18 protein-coding genes are annotated in these 23,607 nt (G+C 71.6%); 2 read left to right on the forward strand and 16 right to left on the reverse strand.

Features of this window, described 5'->3' with window-relative positions:
• Positions 1 to 94: 94 nt before the first annotated feature.
• The 16 genes from sigJ to pstC all read right to left on the reverse strand — a co-directional run bounded on the left by sigJ (position 95) and on the right by pstC (position 21,221).
• Positions 95 to 1,045, reverse strand: coding sequence for an RNA polymerase sigma factor SigJ (sigJ, locus tag ACFSL2_RS12280; RefSeq protein ID WP_377198130.1), 951 nt, complete (start codon positions 1,043 to 1,045; stop codon positions 95 to 97).
• Between the two features lie 55 nt (positions 1,046 to 1,100).
• Positions 1,101 to 1,949, reverse strand: a complete 849-nt coding sequence (locus ACFSL2_RS12285; RefSeq protein WP_377198131.1) for a phosphatidylinositol-specific phospholipase C/glycerophosphodiester phosphodiesterase family protein — start codon at positions 1,947 to 1,949, stop codon at positions 1,101 to 1,103.
• A gap of 152 nt (positions 1,950 to 2,101) precedes the next feature.
• Positions 2,102 to 4,102 carry a serine/threonine protein kinase gene (locus ACFSL2_RS12290; protein WP_377198132.1) on the reverse strand — a complete coding sequence of 667 codons (2,001 nt, stop codon included), beginning with the start codon at positions 4,100 to 4,102 and terminating at the stop codon, positions 2,102 to 2,104.
• 16 nt (positions 4,103 to 4,118) lie between these two features.
• Entirely contained in the window at positions 4,119 to 5,006 is an 888-nt protein-coding gene (gene pstB, locus ACFSL2_RS12295; RefSeq protein ID WP_377198133.1) for a phosphate ABC transporter ATP-binding protein PstB, read from the reverse strand.
• An 11-nt stretch (positions 5,007 to 5,017) separates the two neighbouring features.
• The gene (locus ACFSL2_RS12300) at positions 5,018 to 6,043 is read right to left on the reverse strand and encodes a sortase (RefSeq protein WP_377198134.1); all 1,026 of its coding nucleotides are present in this window, start codon (positions 6,041 to 6,043) and stop codon (positions 5,018 to 5,020) included.
• Positions 6,043 to 6,942, reverse strand: coding sequence for a hypothetical protein (locus ACFSL2_RS12305; protein WP_377198135.1), 900 nt, complete (start codon positions 6,940 to 6,942; stop codon positions 6,043 to 6,045). Before ACFSL2_RS12305 ends, ACFSL2_RS12300 begins: the two co-directional genes overlap by 1 nt.
• A complete protein-coding gene (locus ACFSL2_RS12310) occupies positions 6,939 to 8,132 on the reverse strand; it encodes a hypothetical protein (RefSeq protein WP_377198136.1) in 1,194 nt (397 codons plus the stop codon). Before ACFSL2_RS12310 ends, ACFSL2_RS12305 begins: the two co-directional genes overlap by 4 nt.
• Before the next feature lie 770 nt (positions 8,133 to 8,902).
• Entirely contained in the window at positions 8,903 to 9,172 is a 270-nt protein-coding gene (locus tag ACFSL2_RS12315; protein WP_377198137.1) for a DUF7660 family protein, read from the reverse strand.
• A gap of 142 nt (positions 9,173 to 9,314) precedes the next feature.
• A complete protein-coding gene (locus tag ACFSL2_RS12320) occupies positions 9,315 to 9,539 on the reverse strand; it encodes a hypothetical protein (protein ID WP_377198138.1) in 225 nt (74 codons plus the stop codon).
• A gap of 229 nt (positions 9,540 to 9,768) precedes the next feature.
• Entirely contained in the window at positions 9,769 to 10,632 is an 864-nt protein-coding gene (locus tag ACFSL2_RS12325) for an Ig-like domain-containing protein (RefSeq protein WP_377198139.1), read from the reverse strand.
• 223 nt (positions 10,633 to 10,855) lie between these two features.
• Positions 10,856 to 12,232 (reverse strand): Ig-like domain-containing protein, encoded by a 1,377-nt coding sequence (locus ACFSL2_RS12330; protein WP_377198140.1) that lies wholly within the window; start codon positions 12,230 to 12,232, stop codon positions 10,856 to 10,858.
• A 159-nt stretch (positions 12,233 to 12,391) separates the two neighbouring features.
• On the reverse strand, positions 12,392 to 13,582 hold the full coding sequence (locus ACFSL2_RS12335) for a substrate-binding domain-containing protein (protein ID WP_377198141.1): 1,191 nt from the start codon (positions 13,580 to 13,582) through the stop codon (positions 12,392 to 12,394).
• A gap of 177 nt (positions 13,583 to 13,759) precedes the next feature.
• Positions 13,760 to 16,492, reverse strand: a complete 2,733-nt coding sequence (locus ACFSL2_RS12340; protein ID WP_377198142.1) for a hypothetical protein — start codon at positions 16,490 to 16,492, stop codon at positions 13,760 to 13,762.
• Between the two features lie 436 nt (positions 16,493 to 16,928).
• A complete protein-coding gene (locus ACFSL2_RS12345; RefSeq protein ID WP_377198143.1) occupies positions 16,929 to 18,767 on the reverse strand; it encodes a phosphate ABC transporter substrate-binding protein PstS in 1,839 nt (612 codons plus the stop codon).
• Complete coding sequence (gene pstA, locus ACFSL2_RS12350; RefSeq protein ID WP_377198144.1) at positions 18,764 to 20,092, reverse strand: phosphate ABC transporter permease PstA; 1,329 nt, start codon at positions 20,090 to 20,092, stop codon at positions 18,764 to 18,766. Before pstA ends, ACFSL2_RS12345 begins: the two co-directional genes overlap by 4 nt.
• Before the next feature lie 7 nt (positions 20,093 to 20,099).
• Entirely contained in the window at positions 20,100 to 21,221 is a 1,122-nt protein-coding gene (gene pstC / locus ACFSL2_RS12355) for a phosphate ABC transporter permease subunit PstC (protein ID WP_377198145.1), read from the reverse strand.
• A 174-nt stretch (positions 21,222 to 21,395) separates the two neighbouring features.
• Here pstC and ACFSL2_RS12360 point away from each other — a divergent pair, with 174 nt between their 5' ends.
• Positions 21,396 to 22,913 carry a sensor histidine kinase gene (locus tag ACFSL2_RS12360; protein WP_377198146.1) on the forward strand — a complete coding sequence of 506 codons (1,518 nt, stop codon included), beginning with the start codon at positions 21,396 to 21,398 and terminating at the stop codon, positions 22,911 to 22,913.
• Positions 22,910 to 23,566, forward strand: coding sequence for a response regulator (locus tag ACFSL2_RS12365; RefSeq protein WP_377198147.1), 657 nt, complete (start codon positions 22,910 to 22,912; stop codon positions 23,564 to 23,566). The genes ACFSL2_RS12360 and ACFSL2_RS12365 overlap by 4 nt, the downstream gene beginning before the upstream one ends.
• Positions 23,567 to 23,607: the final 41 nt, after the last annotated feature.

The following is a 23,607-nucleotide window of genomic DNA, read 5'->3' on the forward strand; positions in this document are numbered from 1 at the left end:
GCTCCTGCCGTGGGGGGACCGTGCCCCCTGAACCGAGCAGCCGCCCGGTCCCTGACACCCCCGGCGTGTGATGGCGGTCACCCTTGCCCCGGCCTCACCAGACCTCGAGAGGGTCTCCCGGGTCCGACGCCGCCCACTGCCTGGCCGCGCGCCCCAGCTTGTCCGGATTGACCTGGCTGAGCACCGCGGAGATGCCCTCGGTGGTCGCCTCGAGCGTCATGACGCCGACCAGCTCGCCGCGCACGACGGCGACCAGCGCGGGGTGGCCGTTGGCCGTCCAGGCGTAGAGGTCGGGGCGACCCCCCAGGAGCGCCCACTTGGCCGGAGCCGGCCGGAACAGTCCGCGCAGGAACTTGGCGACGGTCACCGCGCCGAAGAACGGCTTGCGGCGCGCCGGGATCTTGCCGCCGCCGTCACCCGTGCCCATCGCGTCGGAGGTCAGCATCCGCACCAGTGGTTCGGTCCGGCCGCTCGTGGCCGCCGCCAGGAACTCCTCGACGACCTGCCGGGCGGCCGTCCGGTCGACGGCGACGCGGGGCCGCTCGGTGGCCAGGTGCTGCTTGGCGCGGTGGAGGATCTGCTGGCTGGCGACCTCGGTGATACCGAGCGTCTCGGCGATCTCCGCGTGCGCGACGGCGAACGCCTCCCGCAGCACGTAGACCGCACGCTCGTTGGGTGTGAGGCGCTCCATCAGGACGAGCATCGCTGTCGACACGGACTCCCGCTGCTCGGCGGTGTCGGCCGGTCCGAGCATCGGGTCGCCGCCGAGCACCGGCTCGGGCAACCACTGGCCCACGTACACCTCGCGGCGGGCCCGCGCCGAACCGAGCTGGGTGAGGCACAGGTTGGTCAGGACGCGGGTCAGCCACGCCTCCGGCACCCTGATCTGCTCCCGGTCGGCGGCCGACCAACGCAGGAACGTCTCCTGGGCGGCGTCCTCCGCTTCCGCCGCGGAGCCCAGGAGACGGTACGCGATGGCTTCGAGGCGGGGCCGGAAGCTCTCGAAGGCCCCCACCTCGTCCTGCCGGAGCGGCTCCTTGGTCATGGTGCGACCCTACGATGCCGGCCCGACGGTCCGGCAGTGCCGGACGGTGCCGGGTCTAGCGGCCGGACAGGAACTCGTCGAGACCGGCCAGGTCGTCGGTGTTGATGTGGTCCACGCCGGCGTCGGCGAGCTCGGTCCACATCGCGTCGCGCGCGGCGCCGGGCTGGTCGGGCGTGGCCCAGAACCGGACCCGGTGGCCCGCCGCGTGCGCCTCGTCCACGAACGCGTGCAGGCGCTCCCGCTCCGCGGCGGGCATCTCGCCGTGGCCCTGCCAGGTGAACAGCCTGGTCCAGTTGTCGCTGACCAGCGGCATCAGGCTCGCCGGCAGCCCGGAGCCGAGGTCGCCGGACCGTCCGTCGTAGAAGGCGTACCGCACCGCCTGCGACCGCATGGTCTCCAGGGGCCGGTTGCCGCTGATGACGGCCGTCACCGGGCCCTCCTGGACCCGGCCGTGCACGGTGCGGGTCATGATCGACCCGTGCTCGGCGAGCGCCTCGTGGATCGCGGCGTAGGTGGGCTCGCCGTCCGACTTGATGTCGATGAGGAGCTGGACGCTGCCGTCCCAGCCGGGGTAGACGCTCCGGCCGCGGCCGCGCGCGAGGTCCTGCAGCGGGTCCAGGTAGAGGCTCTCCAGGGTGCGCGCGGGGTCCACGTCGACGAGGTCGTGCGCGACGAGCAGCTCACCGTCGACGAGCCAGACGTCCGCCTCGACGCTGGTGAAGCCGTGGGACAGCGCGTCGCGCAGCGGCCGCTCGTGCTCGTAGTCGTTGTGGGCGTGCGCGGCGTCGTGCGGTGTGCCCAGGTCGACACCGGCCCCTGGCGGTATGGCCGACGCCGGCGCGGCCAGCCCCGAGAGCAGGGTCGCGGCCGCGAGGGCCGCTCCGACGATGGTCCGTGCGCGCATGCTCGTCTCCTTCATACCCGCCGGCTGAGCACCGGCTGACTGGTGTGCCCATGCAAGCGTCGGGCACTGACGGGCAGGTGAACTGCGCGCTACGGGGACCCGTCGGCGAGCCGAACCGCTCCGGCGCAGCACGTGGCGGGGCGCTCCGGGCGTCAGGACGGTGAGCCCGACGGCGTCGACGTCGGCTCCGGCTCGGGCTCCGGCTCCCCGAGCAGCACGGTCACGCGCACGCCGAGCCGCAGCACCGTGCCCGCCGTGGGCGTCGTACCGGAGGAGGGCAGGGTGGGCGGCGCGTTCGGGTCCTCCAGCACCGGCTCGAAGCCTGCCGATTCGAGCTCGGCCGTCGCAGCGCCCAGCGTCATACCCTCGACCGCCGGTACGGCATTGCGGCCGCTCGCGACGGTGACGTCCACGGCAGCGCCCGCACGGATGGTGCGGCCCGCGCCGGGCCGCTGCCCGAGCAGGGAGTCGGCGGGTGCGGGCGCGTCCGCGCGCGTGACCTCGCCGAGCACCAGGCCGACGTCGTCCAGCGCCGCCTGCGCCTCGGCGAGCGTGCCGGTCAGTACCGGCACCCGTACCCGCTCCGTACCCGGCGGCGGCGCGTCGGTCGCGGTCGCCGTGGGCGTCGGCGGGGCGGACGGCGACGGGGTGGCGGTCCGGTTCGGCGTCGCTGTCGGGGACGGGTCGCGCGATGCCGAGGGCGACGGGTCGGCCGAGCGCGACGGCGCCGGGTCCGCCGACGCCGAGAAGGTGGCGCTGGGCGACGGGGACGGGTCGCTCCCGGCGAGACCTGGCGCCGCGACGGCGGCCCAGACGGCCAGCGCGGCCACGAGCAGCCCGATCACCACGACGCCGACCCCCGCAGCTCCACCCCTGGCGGCCGGCGCCGGCTCCCCCACCTCTTCGACCGGCGCGAGGTACTCCATCTCCCCCGACCGTTGAGTGCTGGATATTTGTCCGGTTGCTGCCGGTTGATCGGACGGATCCCCCGCACTCAGCGGTGCTTCGGCAGGTACGTGCGTGGCGTCGTACAGGTCGTCCGTCGCCCGCACCAGGGCGGCGCGCATCTCCTCCGCGTCGCGGAACCGCCGCACCGGCGTCTTGTGCATGGCGCGCGTGACCACCCGGTCGAACGCGCGCGCCCCCGGGACCAGGGACGACGGCACCGGCGGCGGCGCGGACACGTGCGCGTCGAGCACCTGGGCGTCGGTGTCGCGCGGGAAGGGCGGGCTGCCGGTGAGCAGGTAGTACAGCAGGGCGCCAGCCTGGTAGAGGTCACCCGCGAGCCGCACCGGGCGGCCCTGGGCCTGCTCGGGCGACATGAACTGTGGGTTGCCCACCACGGTGCGGGTGTCACCGCCACCCGCGACCCGCGTCCGGGCCACCCCGGCCCCGCCCTGGTTCCCGGCCCCGGCGCCGGCTGCCGGCCCGACGGCGGCGGTCCGTCCCGGGGCGGTGGTCCGGCCCGGCGCCACGCCGAGCACCACGGTCACGGCGGACCCGTCGGCTCCCGGTCCGGCGCGCAGCGTGTCGCCGTCGGCCCGCAGCACCCCACGGCCGACGGCGGAACGGCCCGCGGCGTCCGCCAGGCCGAAGTCGACGAGCCGCACGTGCTCGGCGTGCACCGCGTCGCCGGGCCCCACACCGTGCAGCAGCACGTTCGCCGGGGACACGTCGCGGTGCACCAGCCGCACCTCGTGCGCGACGGCGAGCGCCGCGAGCACGCCGTCGAGCACGGCAGCGGCCTCGGCCGGAGGAAGCGGACCGTCGGCGTCGACCCGCTCGCCGACGCTGCCGCCGTCGATGAGGTCGAGGGCGATCCACGCGAGCGCGACCCCTGCCGTCTCCTCGACGCCGGCGTCGTGCACGGCCGCGATGTTGGGGTGGCGCAGCTCCTGGGCGGCGCGCGCCTCAGCGAGGAACGCGTCGCGGGACGCGGCGTCGGCGCTCAGGTGGGGGTGCAGGATCTTCAGTGCGACCGGCCGGCCGGACGCCGCAGAGTCCTCCCCCGCCGCGCCCGTGTCCTCCGCGGCGAACACGGAAGCCGTCCCGCCCACACCGAGCAGGTCCCCGAGCACGTACCGCCCGCCGAACGTGGACTCGTCCGGCGCGTTCTCGCCCGGTCCGGGCGGCGTCTCCCCGCTGTCGCTCATCGCGCGGCGGTCGTGGTCACCCGAACCGGCCGTTGACGTAGTCGTAGGTGCGCTCGTCCTGCGGCTCGGAGAACATCGCCTCGGTGTCCCCGTGCTCCACGATGGCGCCCGGCGTGCCCTGCGAGGCGAGGAAGAACGCGCACTGCTGGGAGACGCGCTGCGCCTGCTGCATGTTGTGGGTGACGATCACGATCGTCACCTCCTTCTGCAGCTCCACCATGGTCTCCTCGATGACCCGGGTGGACGTCGGGTCGAGGGCGGAGCAGGGCTCGTCCATCAGCAGCACCTTGGGCCGCACGGCCAGGGACCGCGCGATGCAGAGCCGCTGCTGCTGACCGCCGGAGAGCCCGCCACCGGGCTGCGCGAGCCGGTCCTTGACCTCCTTCCAGAGGCCTGCGGAGGCAAGGGACCGCTCGACGAGCGCGTCCTTCTCGTCGCGCGACGCCCGGATGCCGGTGAGCTTGAGCCCCGCCACGACGTTGTCGTAGATCGACATCGCCGGGAACGGGTTCGGCTTCTGGAACACCATGCCGATGTCCTTGCGGGCGTCCTGGATCTTCTTGCGCCGGTCGTAGATGTCGTCGCCGTCGAGCCGCACCTCACCGGCCAGCGCAGCGATGGGCACGAGCTCGTGCATCCGGTTGAGGATGCGCAGGAACGTCGACTTGCCACAGCCGGACGGCCCGATCAGCGCCGTCACCTGGCCGGCGGGCATGGTCAGCGACACGCGCTCGAGCACCTTGTGCGAGCCGAACCACGCGGAGACGTTCCGCGCGTCCAGCACGGACAGCTCCTTGCTCGACGGCGGGGGTCCCTGCACCGCGCCCGGCGTCGTCGGCCAGTCGGCCGCGGGCTCGGGGGCCACCGCCGTGGCGGTGCCGGTGGACTGTTCCTCGATGGTCATCCCAGGTCCTTTCACAGCAGGTTCGGCAGCGCGTCCATGACGATGTCGGCGCAGGTCACGCCGAGGGCAAGCAGCACAGGCACGCCGATCAGCCAGGCGTGCCACCGCCCCCACGAGGTCCACAGCCACCACAGCCCGACGCCGGCGGCCACGAAGAACACGAGCACGAAGAAGGCGATGTACCAGGCGCCGTCGTCGCCGGCCATCTCGCGTTCCTCGTCCGGGAGCGCCGGCTCGGCCAGCACCTTGGTGGGGGTCTCCTGCAGGTCCGAGACGAGCTGGGCGTCCACGTGCAGCACGCCGGACGGGAACAGTTCCAGCCCGTCGGCGGTCATCAGCTCCAGGCGGCCCTGTCCGGGGGCGAGCGGCTCGGGGAGCGGGTCGCCCGCGTGCCGCAGTCCGAACACCCGGAAGGTGTGCTCGCCCTGGCCCGTGGTCACGTGGATCTCGTCGCCGGGCGCCAGCCGGTCCAGGCCGCCGAACGGCCCGCCGTAGGTGACCTGGCGGCCCAGGATCACCGACGTCCCGGCCTGGCCCGGCAGCACGGAGTCCCGCCGGTGCCCCGGCCCGGAGCGCAGCACCCGCGAGGTCGAGCTCTCGGCCACGACCTCCGAGACGCCCAGCGCCGGGATCTCCAGCAGCGCGATCGGCGTGCCGGCCTCGACCAGGTCCCCGTTCAGGTCGAGCTGACCCACCGGCGTCTCGGCCTTGGCCAGCGTGGTCCGCAGCTCGTCGTAGGCGAGGAGCTGCGTGCGGTGGTGCTGCGCCGTCGAGAACAGCGCGGTGTGCGCCACGAACGCGAGCAGCAGCATCGAGATCGTCATGATCGCTGCGCCGGCCCACCAGCGCCCGTCGCGCGGGGCGAGCTGCCGCGTGGACGCGGCGGCGGCCGCCGCTGCCAGGCGCGCGTTCTTGTACCGGGCGCCGAACGTGTTGCGCACGGCGTACGGGTTGGCCGGTGCGTCGTCGGCCGGGCTCGGGTTGTCCGGGAGGTCCTTGACCGTCGTGCCTGACGTGTTGGCCGGTGGGTTGCTCATCAGGCCGCCACCTCCGCGCCGGCGGCAGACAGGCCCGGTGCGCGCATCAGGCGGAACACGTACCAGCCGCCCGCGCCGACGCCGACCACGCCGAGGCCACCGCCGGCCCACCAGGCCCACGCCGGCACGCCGGTGGCCGCCGCGTCGCCGCCGGCCGAGCCCACGAGGAGCTCCGCGAGCGCGACGTCGCCGCACCAGCCCGTGAGCTGCAGGGTGTGCGGGCCGGCCGTGGTCTTCCCAGAGACGGTGAAGACGGCCTCGACCGTGCCCTTCCGGTCCGCCTCGAGCGTGCTGACGACCTGTGGCTCGGCGAACAGCACCAGCTGCACCTTCTCGCCCTTGCCGAATCCGTCGGCCATCGCGGTGACCTTGTGACCGGGCAGGTACACGTCCTTGTCCAGGGCCGCGATGTCGCCCTCCGTCGCGGGTTCGGCCGGCACGGGCGGCCTCTCCGGCACGCACTTCTGGGTGCCCGACGGTGTCGCGTCGGCCGCGCCGCCGTCCGATCCCGTGGCGGCCCCGGTTCCGTTGCCACCGCCGGTGCCTCCACCGCCGGTGCCTGGTCCGCCCGATCCGCCGGGCCCGGACGTGCCGGGGGCGTCGCCCGACGCGCCGCCGGACCCACCGGACCCACCGGACCCCCCGCGGCCGTCGCCTCCGCCTGAGGTCGGTCCGGTTCCCGGTCCCGTGGGCTCGTCGGCGGGGCCGTCCGTCGGCTCGTCCGTCGGGTCGTCGGTGGGTGCGCCCTCCGGGATGGTCACGCTCACCCCCGTGCCCTCGTCGTCAGCGGCGTGCGCCACCCCGGCGGACAGCGTCAGCGTTCCCGTCGCGGCAGCCGCCGTCAGCGACGCTGCGCAGAGCAGCCCGCCGACGCGCCGCCGCAGGTGTCCCAGGCTCATCGGAGAACCTCTCTCTCGGTCTCGGCATGCGTGCCGGCCTCGGCCAGGGCCTCGGCGCGGACGCGTTCGGTGTAGGCGGCCAGCTCCTCGCCCAGCAGGCGCCGCGACCGCCGACGCCACGCCACGAGGGCCCAGATCGCGCCGGCGAGCACCAGCACGACCCCGGCCAGCGGCCAGGGCACGGCCCAGGCCTGCGCCGACGCCGTCACCGGGGCGGGCAGCGTGTCGTCGTCCGCCCCCTTGCCGGGACGTTCGGCAGCGGCCGGGGTGACGGTGAGGTCGGCGAACAGCAGCAGCACGGGCGGCACCCCTGCCACCTCGGCGACGACGTGCGCGGTGCCGCCGGGCACCAGGTTCTCGACCGGGTCGACGTCGGCCGCGCCGAGGTCCATCCCGAACGGCCCGGTGATCCGGACCGCCGGCTCGCCGGAGATGCGGGTGTTGCCGGTGTTGGTCAGGTCGAACCCGACGGTCGCGGTGCCGGCTCCGAACGGGTCGGCCACGCCGTCGAACCCGGCGACGACGCCGGTGACATCGAGCGCGGGCTGCGTCTCGCCGTCGACCCGCAGGTAGATGCGGGTACCCACCCGCTGCTCCACCTGCACGGCCGACCCGTCGCCGTCCGCGGCAGCCGAGCGGAAGGAGGCCACGATGCCCGCCGCGTGGTCGCCGGGCGTCGCGTCGTGCGGCACGGTGATGGTGAACGGGAGGCTGGCGGTCGCTCCGGGCTTCAGCTTCACGAGGACACCCAGATCGGCGGCGCAGGACGCCTCGGCGTCGTCGTTCGTGTCGGGGCAGACGGCTGCCCCGGAGTCCACGGACGTCCACGACCCCAGACCGGTGGAGGCCTGGTCGGCGCCGACCAGGGTGAAGGCCCCGGTGTCGTAGTCGGTGGTCGCGTCGGACCCGTAGACGCGGAACGACGCGGTGCGGTCCGAGAAGTTGGACACCGACACCCGGTCGCTGACGGTGGTGCCGGGCGCGACGTCGTAGGTGAGCTCCGTGCGTCCGTCCGGGCCCTCGGGGCCGCCGGGCTGGACGCTCCAGGTGACCTCGCGGTCGTCGGCGGCGGCTGCGGTCGGGGGCGCGGCGTGCGCGAGCTCGGCCTGTGCGGGGGCGACCGTGCCGTACATGACGGCGAGCACCCCGGCGGCGAGCACGCTGCCCGTGAGGGCCCTTCGGACGATCATCGTGAGGTTCTCCAGACCCGGTCGCGGCCCGTGCCGGACCGCGGGATGTATGCCGGCGCCGCTGTTCTGGGCAGCACCGGTCTGGACCCTTCGAATCATCGTGACGGGCCGTGCGGCGGGCAAACATCGGGGAGGCGGAGGGCACGTTGCCGCTGGGCGACGCCCAGGTGGACGGCACATGGACGACGGCCGCGTACCCAGCACGTGACCGCGCTGACCTGGGCTTTTACCCTCTGCTGATCTGGCCGCGTGGTGTCCGACGGCGGGCGGCGGGCCCGGTCGCGCGCCGAGGGACCACCCGAATGGAGGGGGTGATTCCCCGCCCTTGCACCACACCACACACTGGATTCGGTCTCTTGCTCTCAGATCGGTCGTTTGATTGACCGATCTCAGAGCAAGGGACCGAAGTCACGAGACCTGCAGGACAAGCGACCGAAGTCGCAGGCACCGAGGTCGGCAGCCTCCTGACACTCGCCGCCGAACAGCCCATCCCAGGCGCTGACTTCGAGGCAACCGGCCGACCGGTCCGTCCGCGACGGGGCAACCCCAGCGAGCCGCCCGAGGACGGAAGATGGCGAGATGTCCCGGCCGCTCGACGCAGACCGAGGCTTCCTCTGGAGGGGCGACAGACAACTAGCGCGCTAGCAGCTCACACGGGCCCTCTTCGACGTAAAACGGTCGCTGGACACGCAAGGATGCCGAGCGATTTCGAGCAGTTGGACACCTGTGCCCACGCGGGCGCGGTCGACCGCAGCACGGCCCATATCTGGCTACTCGTAATACTTCGACGCTAGAAGCGGCTCCCCGAAGAGTCTCCAGGTCGGTTGGACCGGGATTTCTCTGCCGAGGTTCTCGTAGACGACATCAGCCGATTCAAGGAGTTCTGCAAGGACTTCTAGGTGCGCTTCGAGAGTGACGTTCTCCCATGACCCGGGGTGGTCTTTGAGATCCTCATTCAGGGCAGCAACAAACTGCCGTAGGTCTTCACGACTCTCGATCGAGTCAACTCGCGAATAGATTTCGCCATCATCAGCGCCCACCGCCGACCACCTCAATCTATGCAACTCAGTTTCGAGAGCGTCAATTCTGGCATCAGATCATCTAGAGCGCGCTCGAACACCAACAGCTCGGTCAAGAACGCATCTCACCCCCCGAGAGCCAACCGGCCCTGGCAGGCAGCCCTCAGAAGCCTTCCAAGACGAGCTGATAGCAGGCTGAAGGATCTGCCGGATCTGTTATTTGGTAAAGACGGTCCGCCAGTGCGAAGAGCTCGGCATTTGCTCGCTGCGCAGCCTCAGGCGATGGATCAACCAGGTTCTTGTCCATCAACCCTCCCATCCCAAGAAATATCATGCCGAACTTCAGGCCCGAGTCGATCTTCACGCCATTCGACAGCGGCACGTTCATCGTACCGACCAAGCAGGTCGATCAGCGATGAAACGCCACCTACCATCTCGGAGCGGGCAGCAGAGTCAGGGGCGGAATAGTTTGACGAACTCATCGTGGTGGGCTCGCTCCGATCTGTCGAAGAATTGCCGCCGGATCATACGTGCGAAGAACAGACCATATGGAGCGGCCCCGGCCCGCTGGGTGCGGACCAGGACCACCCCGAGAGGATCAGCTGGCGGTCAGGCCGTCAGTAGCTCACACGGACCCGGTTGGACGTGGAACCGTCGTGCTGGGCGTCACCCGAGTACTGCGCGCGGAAGGTGTACGTCCTCCACGGCTTCAGACCCGTCACGTGCAGCGACGCGACGCCGTCGGTCACGGTGCCGGTACCGACGGTCTTGCCGGTGGCGACGTCCGTGAACGTGACCGTGCCGGTGGCCGACTCCGGGCCGACCTCGGCGGTCAGCGTGGCCGCCTTCCAGTGCGCCTTCGCCGTCAGCGTCGTGGTGGTGGCCTCCTTGACCATCTCCCACGTGCCGGTGTTCGTGGCGTCGTTCCACGCGAGGCGGACGTCCACGGAGAAGTACTTCGAGGCCCCCACGCCGTCACCGGCGGGCGGATAGGTGTCGGCCGGCGCGTCACCCGGGTCGCAGGTGATCACGTAGGTGGCGACGCCGCTGTGGCCGTCGAACCGGTCGGCGGGAAAGCCGAACGCGGCCCAGCGAGAGGCGGACGTGCCGGTCCGGACGACCGGGTTGCCGTCGAGACCGGAGCCCTCGATCGGCGAGCCGGCCACCTTCACCAGGGCGGGGAGACCGGTGTTGGTCGAGCTGAGCTGCGTGGGCCAGGTGCCGTCCGGCCAGATGAAGAGCACCCGGGACGAGCCTCGGTAGCCCTCGGGGCACCCGGCCTGCGTCGTCAGGGACTGCGGGCCGCCGGAGCTGGAGATCTCCCCGACGGTCTCGTCGAGGGTGATGCCACCCAGACGGTTGTCGGTGTCGAGCACCGGGTTGACGGCCTGCGCGGCCGGGGCGGCCACGGCGGCCCCGAGCACGAAGGTCAGAGCGGCCGCGAGACTTCCGGCCACCCGGCTGACAGTGATGTGCGACATGAGTCCTACCTTTGTCGTAGAATTCACCCCATAGGTCACGAGCGACCTGTGCCCGGTGGGCACGGCCCCTCACCCTGGTTCGAGCCTCGGGTGGGGGGCCTTCGCATGCGGGCTGGGGACGGTACCCGCACGGAAGAACGTGGGACAGCAGCGCCGGCCGCCGGCTGCGGGAGCCGACGGCCGGAGGTGGCCAGATCAGCGTCGGACCAGGTGCGGAACAGGTTCAGATGAGGGTCAGGGTGAGGGTCGATGCATAGTCACCGGCGGGGGTGTCGGCGGGCGCGTTCAGCGTGATCCCGGCCTGGACCCGGGTCTCGGTCTGCGTGACCCCGTCCGGCGCCTGCGCGAGCGGCTTGTCGGACGAGAGCCCGCCGCCCGTGCCCGGCACGACCTCGGCGCCCGCCGTACCCGCGTTGCCTGCACCGACCAGCGCGGGCTTCCAGCCCAGGGCCGAGCCGTCGATGGTCGCCTCGCCCGGACCGGCGAAGTCGGAGGACCGCCCGTTGAGGGTCCACTGCTTGCGCTCGGACCGCGTGTCGGTGACCCGCACCTCCTTGAGCGTGCCGGTGGCGACGAACTCCTCGCCCTCCAGCTCGGCCGCAGACAGCGCGACCCCGTCGGGGCTGACCGTGAACCGCAGCCCCTGGGCCGACGCCGGGATGGTCACCGTGACCTGGGTGTCCTGCGGCGGGATCGGCTCGCCCACCGTGGTGACGATCGCGTCGTTCGACGTCGAGGCGTTGTGCAGGGCGTCGCCCGCGTACTGCGCGCGGAAGGTGTACTGCGTGTCCGCCTCCAGGTCGGCCACGTTCAGCGACGCCTTGCCGCCCTCGACGGCGCCGGTGCCGACCGTGGCACCCGTACCGACGTTCGTGAACGTCACGTCACCGGTCGCGGCGGCCGGGGCGACCGCGGCCGTGAGCGTCACGGACCCGTCGTTGCCGGCGGTCGGGGTGAGCGTGGTGGTGGTGTCCGCCTTCTCGACCGGGGCGTCGGGGATGACCTCCCAGGTACCGGTGCCGCCGTAGCCGCCGTCGTTCCACGTGATGCGCACATCGGTGGAGAAGTACTTCGAGTCGCCCACACCATCCGTATAGGCCGGGGAGGTGCCGTCCGGTTCCTGTCCCGGGTCGCACGTGATGACGTAGGTCGCGGCTCCGCTGTGCCCGTCGAAGTTCTGACCGGTGAAGCCCGTCGTGTTCCACCGCGAGGCGTAGCGCAGGGAGAAGTCGGTCGTATCGGCGGGGTTTCGACGATCGATCGCCGCGCCGTCCAGGCCGGACCCTTCGGCGGCAGAGACATGCGTCAGTGCGGGAGAGTGGTTCGAGAACCGGTCCCACGTGCCGTCCGACCAGACGAACAGGACGCGGGAGGAACGCCGGAACCCCTCGGGGCACCCGGCAACCGTGGTCAGCTGCTGTGGTGCACCCGCCGAGGAGATTGCGCCCTCGGTCACGTCGAAGGTGATCGCGCCGAGGCGGTCGGCAGGGTCGAGGCCGGGGGCCAGCGCCTCCGCCGTCGTCGCCGTGAGGCCGGGGAGCGCCACCGCCAGAGCGGTGGCCAGGGCAAGGCCCGTGCGGCGGGCCGTGAACTTTCGCATTGTCATTCCTTGTCGTCGGTCGGGCTGGCGGGACCGGCGCGCACAGCGCGACCGGGGCGTCGCCCCGACGGGTGGTCCCGCCGGGGCGACGCGTGGAACGGTCAGGTGTGCCCACCCAGAGGGCGCACCGACCCGATCAGCCGAAGCTGACGTGTTCCGTCAGTTGCTGCGCAGGGACTCGGCGTCGCCGGCGCGGTAGGTCGTGCCGTTGATCGTGACGCCGTTGACCTCGGTGTCACGGTTGATGATCGAACCGAAGCCGAAGTCCTCGATCGTGAAGGTGCCGGCGTCCGAGGTGGCGGTGTAGACGTCACCGGCGGCGCCGACGAACGCGGACTCGAGGTTCGCGTTCGTGGCGATCTCGGCGTGCTGCACCACGGTGAACACCGGGCGGGCGATCGGGAACGCGGTGTTCAGCGACCCGTTGGGGTTGGTCGGCGAGACCGCCGAACCGTTGGCGGTGACGGTGTGCAGCACCGCGCCGTGGCGGCGGTCCTGCACGTCGACGCCGTAGAGGCCGGACAGCGTGCCCGCGTTGCCCTGGGCGATGTGCTGCGCGATCGAGAACGGCGCGATCGAGCCGTCCACGGCCGCGAGCGCGGCACCGTCGTGCTCCTGGACGGAGCCGCCGGAGTAGTTCCACGCCACGGCCGAACCGATCGTGGACTCGCTCAGGCCGAGCGCGCCGACGAAGAAGGAACGGGTACCCGAGCCGGTCTGCGGCAGGAACGGCACGATGTCGGCGTCGGCGTTCGACTCGGTGCCGATCGTGTAGGTCTGGCCGTCGCTGAGCGTGACGTCCTGGTCGTTCGAGGCGCGGTAGATGGCCGTCAGGTCGGCCCGGGTCAGACCGTCCGGGACGCCCGCGGTGGCGGAGGCATAGGTGACCGCGTCGACGGCGAGGGGGATGTACGAGTACGCCCCGTTGGCCACCGGCGACGACGGTGCGCTGGACGAGCGCGCGAAGATGATGTCCTCGGGGCTCAGCGTGACGCCCTGCCACACGCCGCCGGTCTTGGCCGCCTTGAGCGCGTTGACGCCGCTGCCCGAGCCGTTCGGCCGGGCAAAGTTCGCCCCGCCGGTCCGGGTCTGGATCATCGAGGAACCCGTGGCGTCCCACGAGCCGAGGACCGACTGGCCCGAGCCGTCGACGACCACGGCTGCCAGGCCGTTGTTGAGGTCCTGCGTCGTGTCGGAGCCGACGCCGTCGACCGGGCGTGCGAGGTCGACCAGGCCGGTGTTCGGGTCGATCGGGTCAGCCGAGGCGCCGAGCGCCCCGCCCAGGAGAAGCGCAGCTGTCGCGGCGCCGGCGAGGAGCACACGGGCTCCGCGCAGGTGATGCATAGACATGGCTTGCCTTTCCATCTAGGGTGTCCCCCCAAAGGTCGCGTGCGACCCGGTGTCCTTGCGGACACGGCCCCTCACCCTTGGTTTCGCGCCCCGGGTGAGGGGCCTTCCACGTCCGGGCGGGGGTGTTGCCCGGACGGGAAACCTGTGTGGAGTTGTGCGTGCAGCTCGACTGCGGGATCAGCCGCTCACGTCGCGTCGCCGCAGGAGGAACGGGGCGCCGACCATGCCGGCCAGCCCCGCGACGAGCGTGCCGCCCAGCGCGACCGACGCGCCCAGGGGTGCGGTGGCCTCGGTCACGGCGGCCTCGTTCTGCGTGGTGGAGGCGCTGTTCGGTCCACCGGCGCCGTCCGGCTCGGGCGACGGTGTTCCACCCGCTGGGTCGACGCCGTCCTCCGGCACCGGCACCGTAGCGGCGGTGTCCGCTGGATCGTCCCCCGGTCCCCCATCGTTCCCAGGTGCGCCCTTCCCGCTGCCGGATCCGTCGCCGCCGTCCGCACCGTCGCCGTCCGGCCCGCCGCCGCCTGACCCGGGCTCCGGGGGCGGTGCAAGCAGGCGACCGGACAGGTCGAGCGCAGCCTCTTGCTGCTCAGCCGTGAGCGGCACGTACCCCTCAGGGAGGCCGCCCCGCTCGCCCGTCACCACGTTGCCGTCCGTTGCCGCGTACTCGAGCAGGGCCGCGTAGTCCGTCCGCGCCTGCTGCTCCGCCGGGTAGGCCGTCGGCAGCACGCGCTCCCAGGCCAGGTCGACGGCGGCGTTGATCGTCGTGGTCAGCGGGTAGGCACCGTCCGGCAACGACGTCATATCGATGGTCGTCAGACCGCGCTCGTCGAGGGTTGCCGCCTCCAGCGCACGTGAGACCGACTGCTCGCCGTAGGCGACGAACTCCCGTTCCGACCCCACCGTCTCCGCAGTGGTCGGCTCGTCCGTCGGGAGCGCCAGGCTCGCCGTGCGCAGCTGGTAGAGCTCGGACGACGGGGCGAGGGCAGGTCCGAGGATCAGCCGGCCAACAGGGGACCCGGGCAGGTCGGGTCCGCCGCCGTCGGTCCAGACTCCCTGCTCCATTCCGGCGAACTTGGTCGGGTCCCAGGTGTTGGTCATCTTCCGGTCGGCCCTGGCGATCCGCTGGGCGTTGGCCTCGAGGGTCTCGGAGTAGGGCGAATAGCTGGTCGAGTCGATCTGCAGGCTCCGGTGCTGGGCGGCCGCGGTCGGCTCGTCCGGATACAACGACTGGTCGGCCTTGGGGAACATGTCGATCGCCTCACGAGACAGATCCGCCGAGTAGCCTCCCCCCACGGCTCGCGGGTGACCGGCCGGAAGGTAAGAGGGATTGATCACGTTGCCCCACGGGTCCGCTTTGCCGCGCAGGTACGCGACCGCGTCGGCATCCGCCTGCACGTACGCCCACAGGAGACTGATCGCATCGTCACCCCGCGGACCCGAGACCACCCACGAGGCGCGAGCCGCGTTGCTGAAGATCGAAGGATTGCCCAGCGCGACCCACTCCTCGTCCTCGACGACCGTCTCGGACGTCAGGGCCTCGAACGACTTGCTGTTGGGGACGGTGTTGGCGCTCGACTGCCGGGGCAGGTCGTACTTGTAGGACTGCGTGAGCATCTTGGCGATCAGCCGGGGCGTGAGCCGTAGCTCGTCGTAGACCGTCCCGTCGTCACCGTCGGCGATGAACCCTATGGTCAGCGCCGTGTTGACCAGGGGGGCGTAGCCCAGGTCGGCCTCGTCCAGGAGTCCTGGGTCAGCCTGCCCGATGGTGCCCGGACGGAGCGGCACCGAGACGGCCGCGAGATCGACCTGCCCGGTCAGGAGCTGAGACCGGACCAGGTTGCCCGAATTGGTGTTCAGGCTGTAGGTGGCGCCGTCGCCCGCGCAGAGGGACGACTGCCAGGAGCTCATGGCCTCGGCCAGCGCCTCGCTGCCCGCCAGCCGACGTTCTTCCGAGCCGGGCGGGCAGGCCTGGAACGGGTCGAGGAAGTCGAGCGGCACCACCACGCGGTCGTCCCAGTAGCTGCACGCCTCGGACAGCGGTGACCCGATCTGGACGGCGGGCGTACCACCGAACTCGTTGTTCGCGGCGTTCGCGGCGCCGCAGTTCGTGCCGTCGGCCAAGGAGCCCGAGTGGACACCCCTCGGCACGACGACGAGCCAGCACCGTTCTCCTGCGGCCTCCGGGTCGCCGCATCCCAGGTACGGCTGGCTCGCACCCGACTGGACGTTGAAGCCGACCTCCGCGGTGCCATCGGCGGCGATCGGCACGAACGGGAGCTCGTTCGAGCTCGACGCGTTGAAGAAGGCGCCAAGACCCGTGTTGGTCTGGACACCACCACCGGGGACGGGAACGTCGGTCGGCTCGTTCTCCTGACCGGCGACCGACCGGAACAGGCGATCACCGCGGTTCACCACACTGAACGCGTTCCCCGTGAACACGCTGGTCACCGATGTCAGCGCCTCGGCCCCTCCGACCTCCTCGGGGTGGAACCCGCCCCACTGGCAGGTCTCGGCAAAGTCGGCGTCGTTCGGGTCAGCACCCCAGCACTGCATGACCTGCAGGAAGTTGCGGACTCCACCGGCCCCGAAGTCTCGCTCGGTCGGTGGCATGCCGGCGGCCGACACCGTGATCGCCTGATCGATCAGGCCCTCCGTCTGCGACACCGTGACCTCGAGGTCCTTGAAGTCGTCCCAGTGCCCCGACCCGTCCGCGTCGTCGACCATGCCGGAGCGGTCCGGCTGAAAGCGCTGCAGGTCACCGTTGCCTCCGGCCCACTCCACCGTCACCGCGGACTCCGTCTCGCCGGCCGCCCGTGCCTCCGACGGCACGTACAGCGCCACGAGCCCACCGGCCGAGGCCAGTGTGACGACCGCACTGAGCACGCTGATCGCGCGGCTGCGGAGCTTCATCGGGGTTCTCCGTTCGACTCGTTCGCGGTGTCTCCGGCTCGCACCGGACCGGACGGGGAAAGCATTGCTGCCGGCAGTCGTGAATGACAACCATTCGACGGGTGCACAGGCCGTTGATGAATGGCGACACCATGGCGGACGGAATATGAACAACACGGTTCGGCCGCCCCCAGAACGGCAGGATGACGCGCCGCGGTGCGACCGTCTGCCGTACGTCGACACGCCAGGTGAGCCGGGCGTCCGCCCAGGACACCACCCGAAAGGAGGGGGCTAGCCGACTCGGTCGAAACGCCCTCGCCGGCCGCGAAACAGAGATTCCGTCGCGACCCAGAACGCATTTCACCCTCTCCGGCATTTTTCGCGCGTGCCTTCTTGCGACCCTGACTGATCGCACTTTTATCCGGACCGAACAGTCCCGTCGAAATACCCGTAGAAATCACGTGAACGCACCTCCCGCGGGCGTACGGATCCCGCGCCGGTCTGACACCGGCAGCGCCGTCCGCGCACGCTTGCCGACCACCGGCGGCAGCACCGCGGCAAGGATCATCACGAGACCCAGGCCGACCATCCCGAGCTGCGAGACGAGCCCGCCCCCGGCCACCGGCAAGGACTGCGGCGTCGCGGCCACCAGCACCGGCTCCGCGTTCTCCTCCACCACCTCGGCGTCACCGCCGCCGTCCGCCCCACCGCCCGGGCCACCGCCCTCCGCGGCCTCCCCCTGACCGCCGTCGGACCCGCCACCTCCGCCCGGGCCGGCGTCGGACCCACCATCTGGCCCGTTGTCGTCCGACCCCGTGGTGCCCGAACCGCCGTCGTCGGGTCCATCCGACCCGTCGCCGCCCTCAGCACCCCCGGCAGTGTTGCCCCCGGACGGCGTCGTCGGTGTGTCCTTGGACCCGCCCGTGCCCGTGGTGCACTGCGTCGGCCCCTTCTTGTCGCAGGCCGGTGGGTAGGGGGCCTCGTTGGCCAGCCGGTTGGTGCCGTCGGGCGAGAAGGTCGGGTTGTTGCAGTCGTTGATCCCCTTGATCACCGGGTCACCGCCCGGGATCTTCTGGATCTGAGTCTGACCCGCTCTGACGAGGTTGATCGGGAGCGGCGAGTAGCCCAGCGTGTCTGCCTGCTGCTGCCCCTCGCACAGGAAGTAGGCGCCGAAGTCGGCGAGCGTCAGACCCTTGTCCGGGGAGAACCCGGCGTCCTGCGAGGTCGGCAGGATGATGTACGAGTAGCTGGACAGCGGGTACACGCGCCGGTCGTTGAACGTGTAGACGTCCTCCAGGTTCTGCGTGAGGTAGTCGGGGGACGACTTGTTCTCGTTGATCTTGGCCCGCAGCAGGGCGACGGCCACGTTGGCCGCCGTCGGCTCCGTGTAGTAGCCCGAGTTGTTCAGCATCTTGGCCACCGGGAAGCCGCTGTTGAGCGCGTAGGAGTACTCCACGAACGTGATCGCCCCGACCGCGTGGGACTGCGCCACGTATCCGGCCACACCGTTCGACCCGGCCCGCGAGACGAATCCGGAGCCCGGCGCCACCGGGTAGTTCGACGTCACGCCGCAGTGCCCGTTGACCAGCGGACGGTCCACCTTGCCGCAGTACGCGTCCCAGACCCTGGTCTGCTCCTGACGCATCCAGATGGAGAACTGGGCGGTGGCTCCCGAACCGTCGGAGCGCACCACGGGCACGATCGGGATGCCCGGCAGCGCGAGCTGCGGGTTGTCCTCCTTGATCTTCGGGTCGTCCCAGCGGGTGATCTCACCCGTGAAGATCTCGGCGATCGTCTCGCCGGAGAGCCGCAGGTTCGTCACCCGCTTGCCGCCGACCTGGAGGTTGTACATGAAGGCGGTGCCACCCGCGACGATCGGCATGTACGCGAAGTCGCGCTCCGGCCGTACGTCGCCCTCGTTGGAGTTGGCGATCGCGTACGGGATCTCGCTGACGCCGAAGTCCGCCGTGCCGTTGGCGAAGCTGTTGCGGCCCTGCGTGGAGCCCGACTCGGAGTAGGTGATCTTCCACTGGTAGTTGGACCAGACGTTGCGGATCCACTGCTGCAGCGCGTTGGCCGACCAGGTGGACCCGGCGCCGTTGATCGGTGCGTGGACCTTGCCGACGGCGGCGGGTGCGACGACCTGCTGCCCGGCCTGCCGTGCGGCCACCTGTTGTGGCGTGGCGCCCGAGGCGGCACCCGCCGGCACGACGGCGCCCCCGATCACGAGCAGCACGCCGAGCCCGGCGATCAGTGCACGCACGCGCAGAGCGCGGCGCGTGGTGGTGGCGGTCATCGTCCGTCCTCCTTGTCATCGGTGGGAGTTTCTTCGTCCGACGGCGGTGCGGCGGATGGCGGCGCGCTGGAGGGCGGAGCACCCAGAGCCGGCTCCACCACCGCCGTCGGACCGCTGCTCCGGAAGCGCGCCGCGAAGCGCGCGGAGGCGCGCTGTGCCCGGCGAGCGCCACCCGGGCTGAGCACACCGGCGCCCTTGCCACCGATGAGGCGGGCGAGCGCGAACAGCAGGAAGACGAGCACCATGAGCACCGCCGCCGCGCCGAACCCGCGCGCGATCTGCGAGGGCTCCGGGCTCTTGACCAGCGTGAACGTGGCCAGCGGCAGGGAGACCATGGGGCCGTCGAACGGGTTCCAGTTGTAGTAGGTCGTGTACCCGGCGACGAGCAGGATGGGACTGGTCTCGCCGATCCCGCGCGCCGTCCCCAGCACCACCGCCGTCATGAGGCCCGACTTGCTGGTGGGCAGCACCACGTTCCAGATGGTGCTCCAGTGGCTGGCGCCCATGGCGAACGACGCCTCCTTGAGCGTCTGCGGCACCAGGCGCAGCACCACGTCGGCCGACCGGATGATGATGGGCAGGATCATGATCGTGATGGCCAGTGACGCGGCGAAGCCCGACTTGGGCGCGCCGAACATGAGGATGTAGGTGGCCAGGACGAACAGGCCGCACAGGATCGACGGCAGGGCGGTCATCGCCTCGGTGACCGTGCGCACGATCCGCGTGAACGGGCTCGGGAACTCCGCCAGGCACACCGCGGTCAGCAGGCCCAGCGGGATCGAGATCACCAGGGCCAGCGAGATCATGATCAGCGTGCCGACGGCGGCGTGCGCCATGCCGCCCACGTCCAGCGGGTCCAGCGGACCGGCCAGCGACAGGTCCTGGGTCCAGAAGTTGGCCTGCATGAACGCCGGCCGGCCCTCCGTGAGCGCGAAGACCACGACCACCACGAGGGCCAGCAGCAGCACGATGGCGCCGGAGTGGATGAGCACGCCCGCGACCCGGTCCTTGATGGTGATCCGGTCGTCGTCGAAGCTGATCAGCACCACGAAGAAGCCGAGGAAGAACAGGTAGGCGATCAGCACGAACGGCAGTGCGCCCTGGAACGGCAGCACCTGGGTGAACAGCCAGGCGGTGGTGGCGACGCCGGCCGCGGCGGCACCGACCACACGGAGCACGTCCTCGCGGCGCAGGCCGGACAGCTCGCGCTGGGCCTCTGGCCGGGCGGGCGTGATGCGCCCGTCCCGTCCGGGCAGGTGGGTGCGGGTGTACCGGCCGGGCCGGTCGGCGCGGCGGGCGCCCTGGGATGTCTCGGTGACGGTCATGGTGCCCTCAGCTCGCAGCGCCCGATCGGGAACGCTGAATGATGAATCCGGCGACGAAGTTGATCAGCATGGTGATGAGGAACAGCACCAGCCCCGCGGCCATGAGGGCGGACACCTCGAAGTCGTTCGCCTCGCCGTTCTTGAGGGCGATGAGCGAGCTGATCGAGTTGGTGCCGGTGCTGAGCACCTGCCAGTTGATGACGAACAGCGGGCTGATCACGAGGTAGACGGCGATGGTCTCGCCGAGCGCCCGGCCGAGGCCGAGCATGGTGCCGCCGATGATCCCGCCCTGCCCGAACGGGTAGACCACGTTGCGGATCACGCCCCACTTGCTGGCGCCGAGGGCCAGTGCGCCCTCCCGCTCCCCCACCGGGGCCTGGTCGAAGACCTCGCGCATGATCGCCGCCGAGATGGGCGCGACCATCATCGCGACGATCAGCCCCGCGAGGACCGCCGAGGCGGTGAACACCGTGGGGGTCGCCAGCGGGTCGTCCGGGTCGAACTGGGACACGGCGAAGATCGGGATCCAGCCCAAGTACGTGGAGACCCACTCCGCGACCGGCAGTAGGTTGCCCTCGAGCCAGTACGCGCCCCAGAGCCCGTACACGACGCTCGGGATCGCGGCCATCAGGTCGATGACGCCGATGAGGAACCGCTTGATCGCCCCCGGTGCGTACTCGGTGATGTACGTGGCGGTGACGAGTGCCAGCGGCACTGCCACGCTGATCGCGGTCAGGCCGATCACGACGGTCCCGAACAGCACCGCCGCGATCCCGAACCTGCCCGAGTTGGGCTCCCAGTCCTGCTCCGTGATGAAGTCCCAGCCGGCGACGTCGATCGCCTGGGCGCCGCGCCACAGCAGGAAGACGCCGACGAGCGTCATGATCAGCAGCACCAGCGTGCCGCCGGAGTGGGCGGCGACCCGGAAGGTCGTGTCCTGCCAGCCGCTGCGGCTCACCAGCGGACGGGTGGGGTCCACCAGGGCGTCACGCGGGGCAGGCGACGTCTCCAGGCCGAGCTCACGCAGCTCGGTGCGCTGCCGCTCCAGCTCGGCGACGGCGGCGTCTCTCGGGTTGGCGGTGGAACTCTCCCGTGGCTCACGCACGGGGTCGTCGGGGTCGGGGCTCATGGTGAGGATCTCCTGACCGGACCGCGGCTCTGCGCCGCGGGATGTGGTGCCCTGCGCCATCGGACGGAACGCTCAGCTCGGCGCCGGTTCGGACGATGGCATCATCATCACGGGCCAACCCGGCGGGCAAACAACGTGAATGCGGCGAACAGGTTGACGGACGGCGGGGTCAAGATGGACACCAGGTGGACGGCGCCGGAAGGGCGTCCGGAGGTCGGCGAGATGTCGCGGTTCTCGGCGTCACCGGCCGTGGTACGGCGTGCCGTCCGCAGGTCTCGGCGCGCCGACCGGGTACGCAGGGACCACCCGAAAGGAGGGGGCAGGGACCACCCGATCGGAGGGGGCACCGCCCCCCGTCCCGCCGCGCTGCTCGGGCTGACCCGGTGGGTGGGGCGGAACGTCGTCGCCGTGCTCCTGGTCGCCAACATCGCCGCCTACCTCGGGGCACTCACGCTGCTCGGCCAGACCGGCACAGTACACAGCGCGCAGACCGAGGACTGGCGGGTCACCACCGTCGTGCTGATCGTCGCGTTCCAGGCGGCGTGGCTGCACTGGCTCCGCCGGCAGGCGCTCGGGACGCTGGTCGCCTCGCTCGTGCTGTGGTCCACCACGCTGCTGATCGGCGGGGCCGACGCCCTCCTGCTCCAGCCCGGGGTGCTGCTGGCCGTGTTCAGCTACGCCGCCGAGCGCTCCGGACGACGACGCGGCGCGTTCGTCGCGGTGCTCGTCCTGCTGCTGTCCGGGGTGCTGCTGGCCGTGGAGGCGCTCTACCCGGCCTTGGGCGCGCCGGGGTGGCGGACGCCCGCGGTGGTCGTGGCGTGCGCGCTCACCGCCGTCGGCCTCGTCGGCGTGCCCGCCCTCCTCGGCGCCTGGTACGCCCAGCTGCGCGACCGGGCCGAGCACATCGCCGCCCTCGCCCACGAGATCGCCGGCCGCGAGGCGCACCGGACGGCCGACGCCGTCGCGGCCGCCCGGCGCACCGTGGCGCAGGAGCTCCACGACACCTCGTCGGCCCACCTCGCCGCGCTCCTCACGCTCAGCACTGCCGCCGAGGCGAGTGCGGCGGCCGGCGTCCCGGCGGACCCGCACCTGATGGCGCAGATCCGCGACGAGGGCCAGAAGCTCTACCAGGGCTTCGAACGGATGGTCTCGCAGATGCGGCAGGAGGACCGCACGCAGGCCGGGTCGCCCCAACCGGGGCACGGTTCCGGCCAGCACACCGTCACCCAGGTCGCCGACCTGGTCGCCGAGCACCACGACGCCGCCGAGGTGACCGTCACGCTCGAGCACGATCCCGGTCTGGCGGAGATCGACCAGCGGCTCGGCCCGATGCGAGGACACATCGCCTACCGCGTGGTCCAGGAGGCGTTGAGCAACGCGCGCAAGCACGCACCGGGCACGGAGGTCACGGTGACGCTCGCGGACGACGGAACGAGCCTGTTGCTGCGCGTGGAGAACGAGAGTTCACCCGCTGGCCGCCCGCGGGACCGTGGTGGTCCCGAGGTCCCACCCCATAGCCTCGGGTACGGGATCGAGGGCATGCGCGACCGGCTGGCCGCCGTCGGCGGGAGCCTGCGCACCGGACCTCGGCACAGCGGAGGATGGGCGGTGCAGGCACTGCTGCCCCATCCGCCGCACCGGACCGACGTCGGCGAGGGTCAGACCCGTCGCCAGGGAGGCGCGACCACGTGATCACGACACTCGTCGTCGACGACGCAGGGAGCGTCCGACGGTCCCTGCGCCTCCTCCTCGCGACCACCCCCGACATCCGCGTGGCCGGCGAGGCGAGCAACGGGGTCGACGCCGTCCGGCTGGCCAGGGCGCTGAAGCCGGACGTGGTGCTCATGGACCTCCGCATGCCCGGCGGGAGCGGCCTCGACGCCATCGCGGCGCTGAGCGGCCCCGGCGTCGACGACCCCGTCCCCGTGCTCGTGTTCACCACGTTCCACCTGGACGAGTACATCTACGGCGCGTTCGAGCGCGGCGCCGTCGGCTACCTGCTGAAGAAGAACCCCGGCGACATCCCTGCCGCGGTCCGCGCGGCGGTCAACGCCAGCGCCCTGCAGTCGCCCGCGGTGCGGGAGCGGCTCATCGCCGAGTACGCGCGGAGCAGCGGCCCGGCGGGCGCGGCGCCGTCGGAGAGCCTCGCCACGCTCCTCACGGACCGCGAGCTCGAGGTGGTCGCCGCCCTGGCGGAAGGGCTCAGCAACAAGCAGATCGCGGTGCAGCTCAACCTCGGCGAGAACACCGTGAAGTGGCACATCGGCAACATGCTCGACAAGACCGGTACCCGCGACCGCACCCAGCTCGCCATCTGGGCCTACCAGCACGGGCTCAACCCCTGACCTGACGCCGGGGACCTCAGGCCTGCTCTTCCCGGTTTGGA

The sequence above is a fragment of the Promicromonospora aerolata genome (genome assembly GCF_042682255.1).
Classification (GTDB): Bacteria; Actinomycetota; Actinomycetes; order Actinomycetales; family Cellulomonadaceae; genus Promicromonospora; species Promicromonospora aerolata.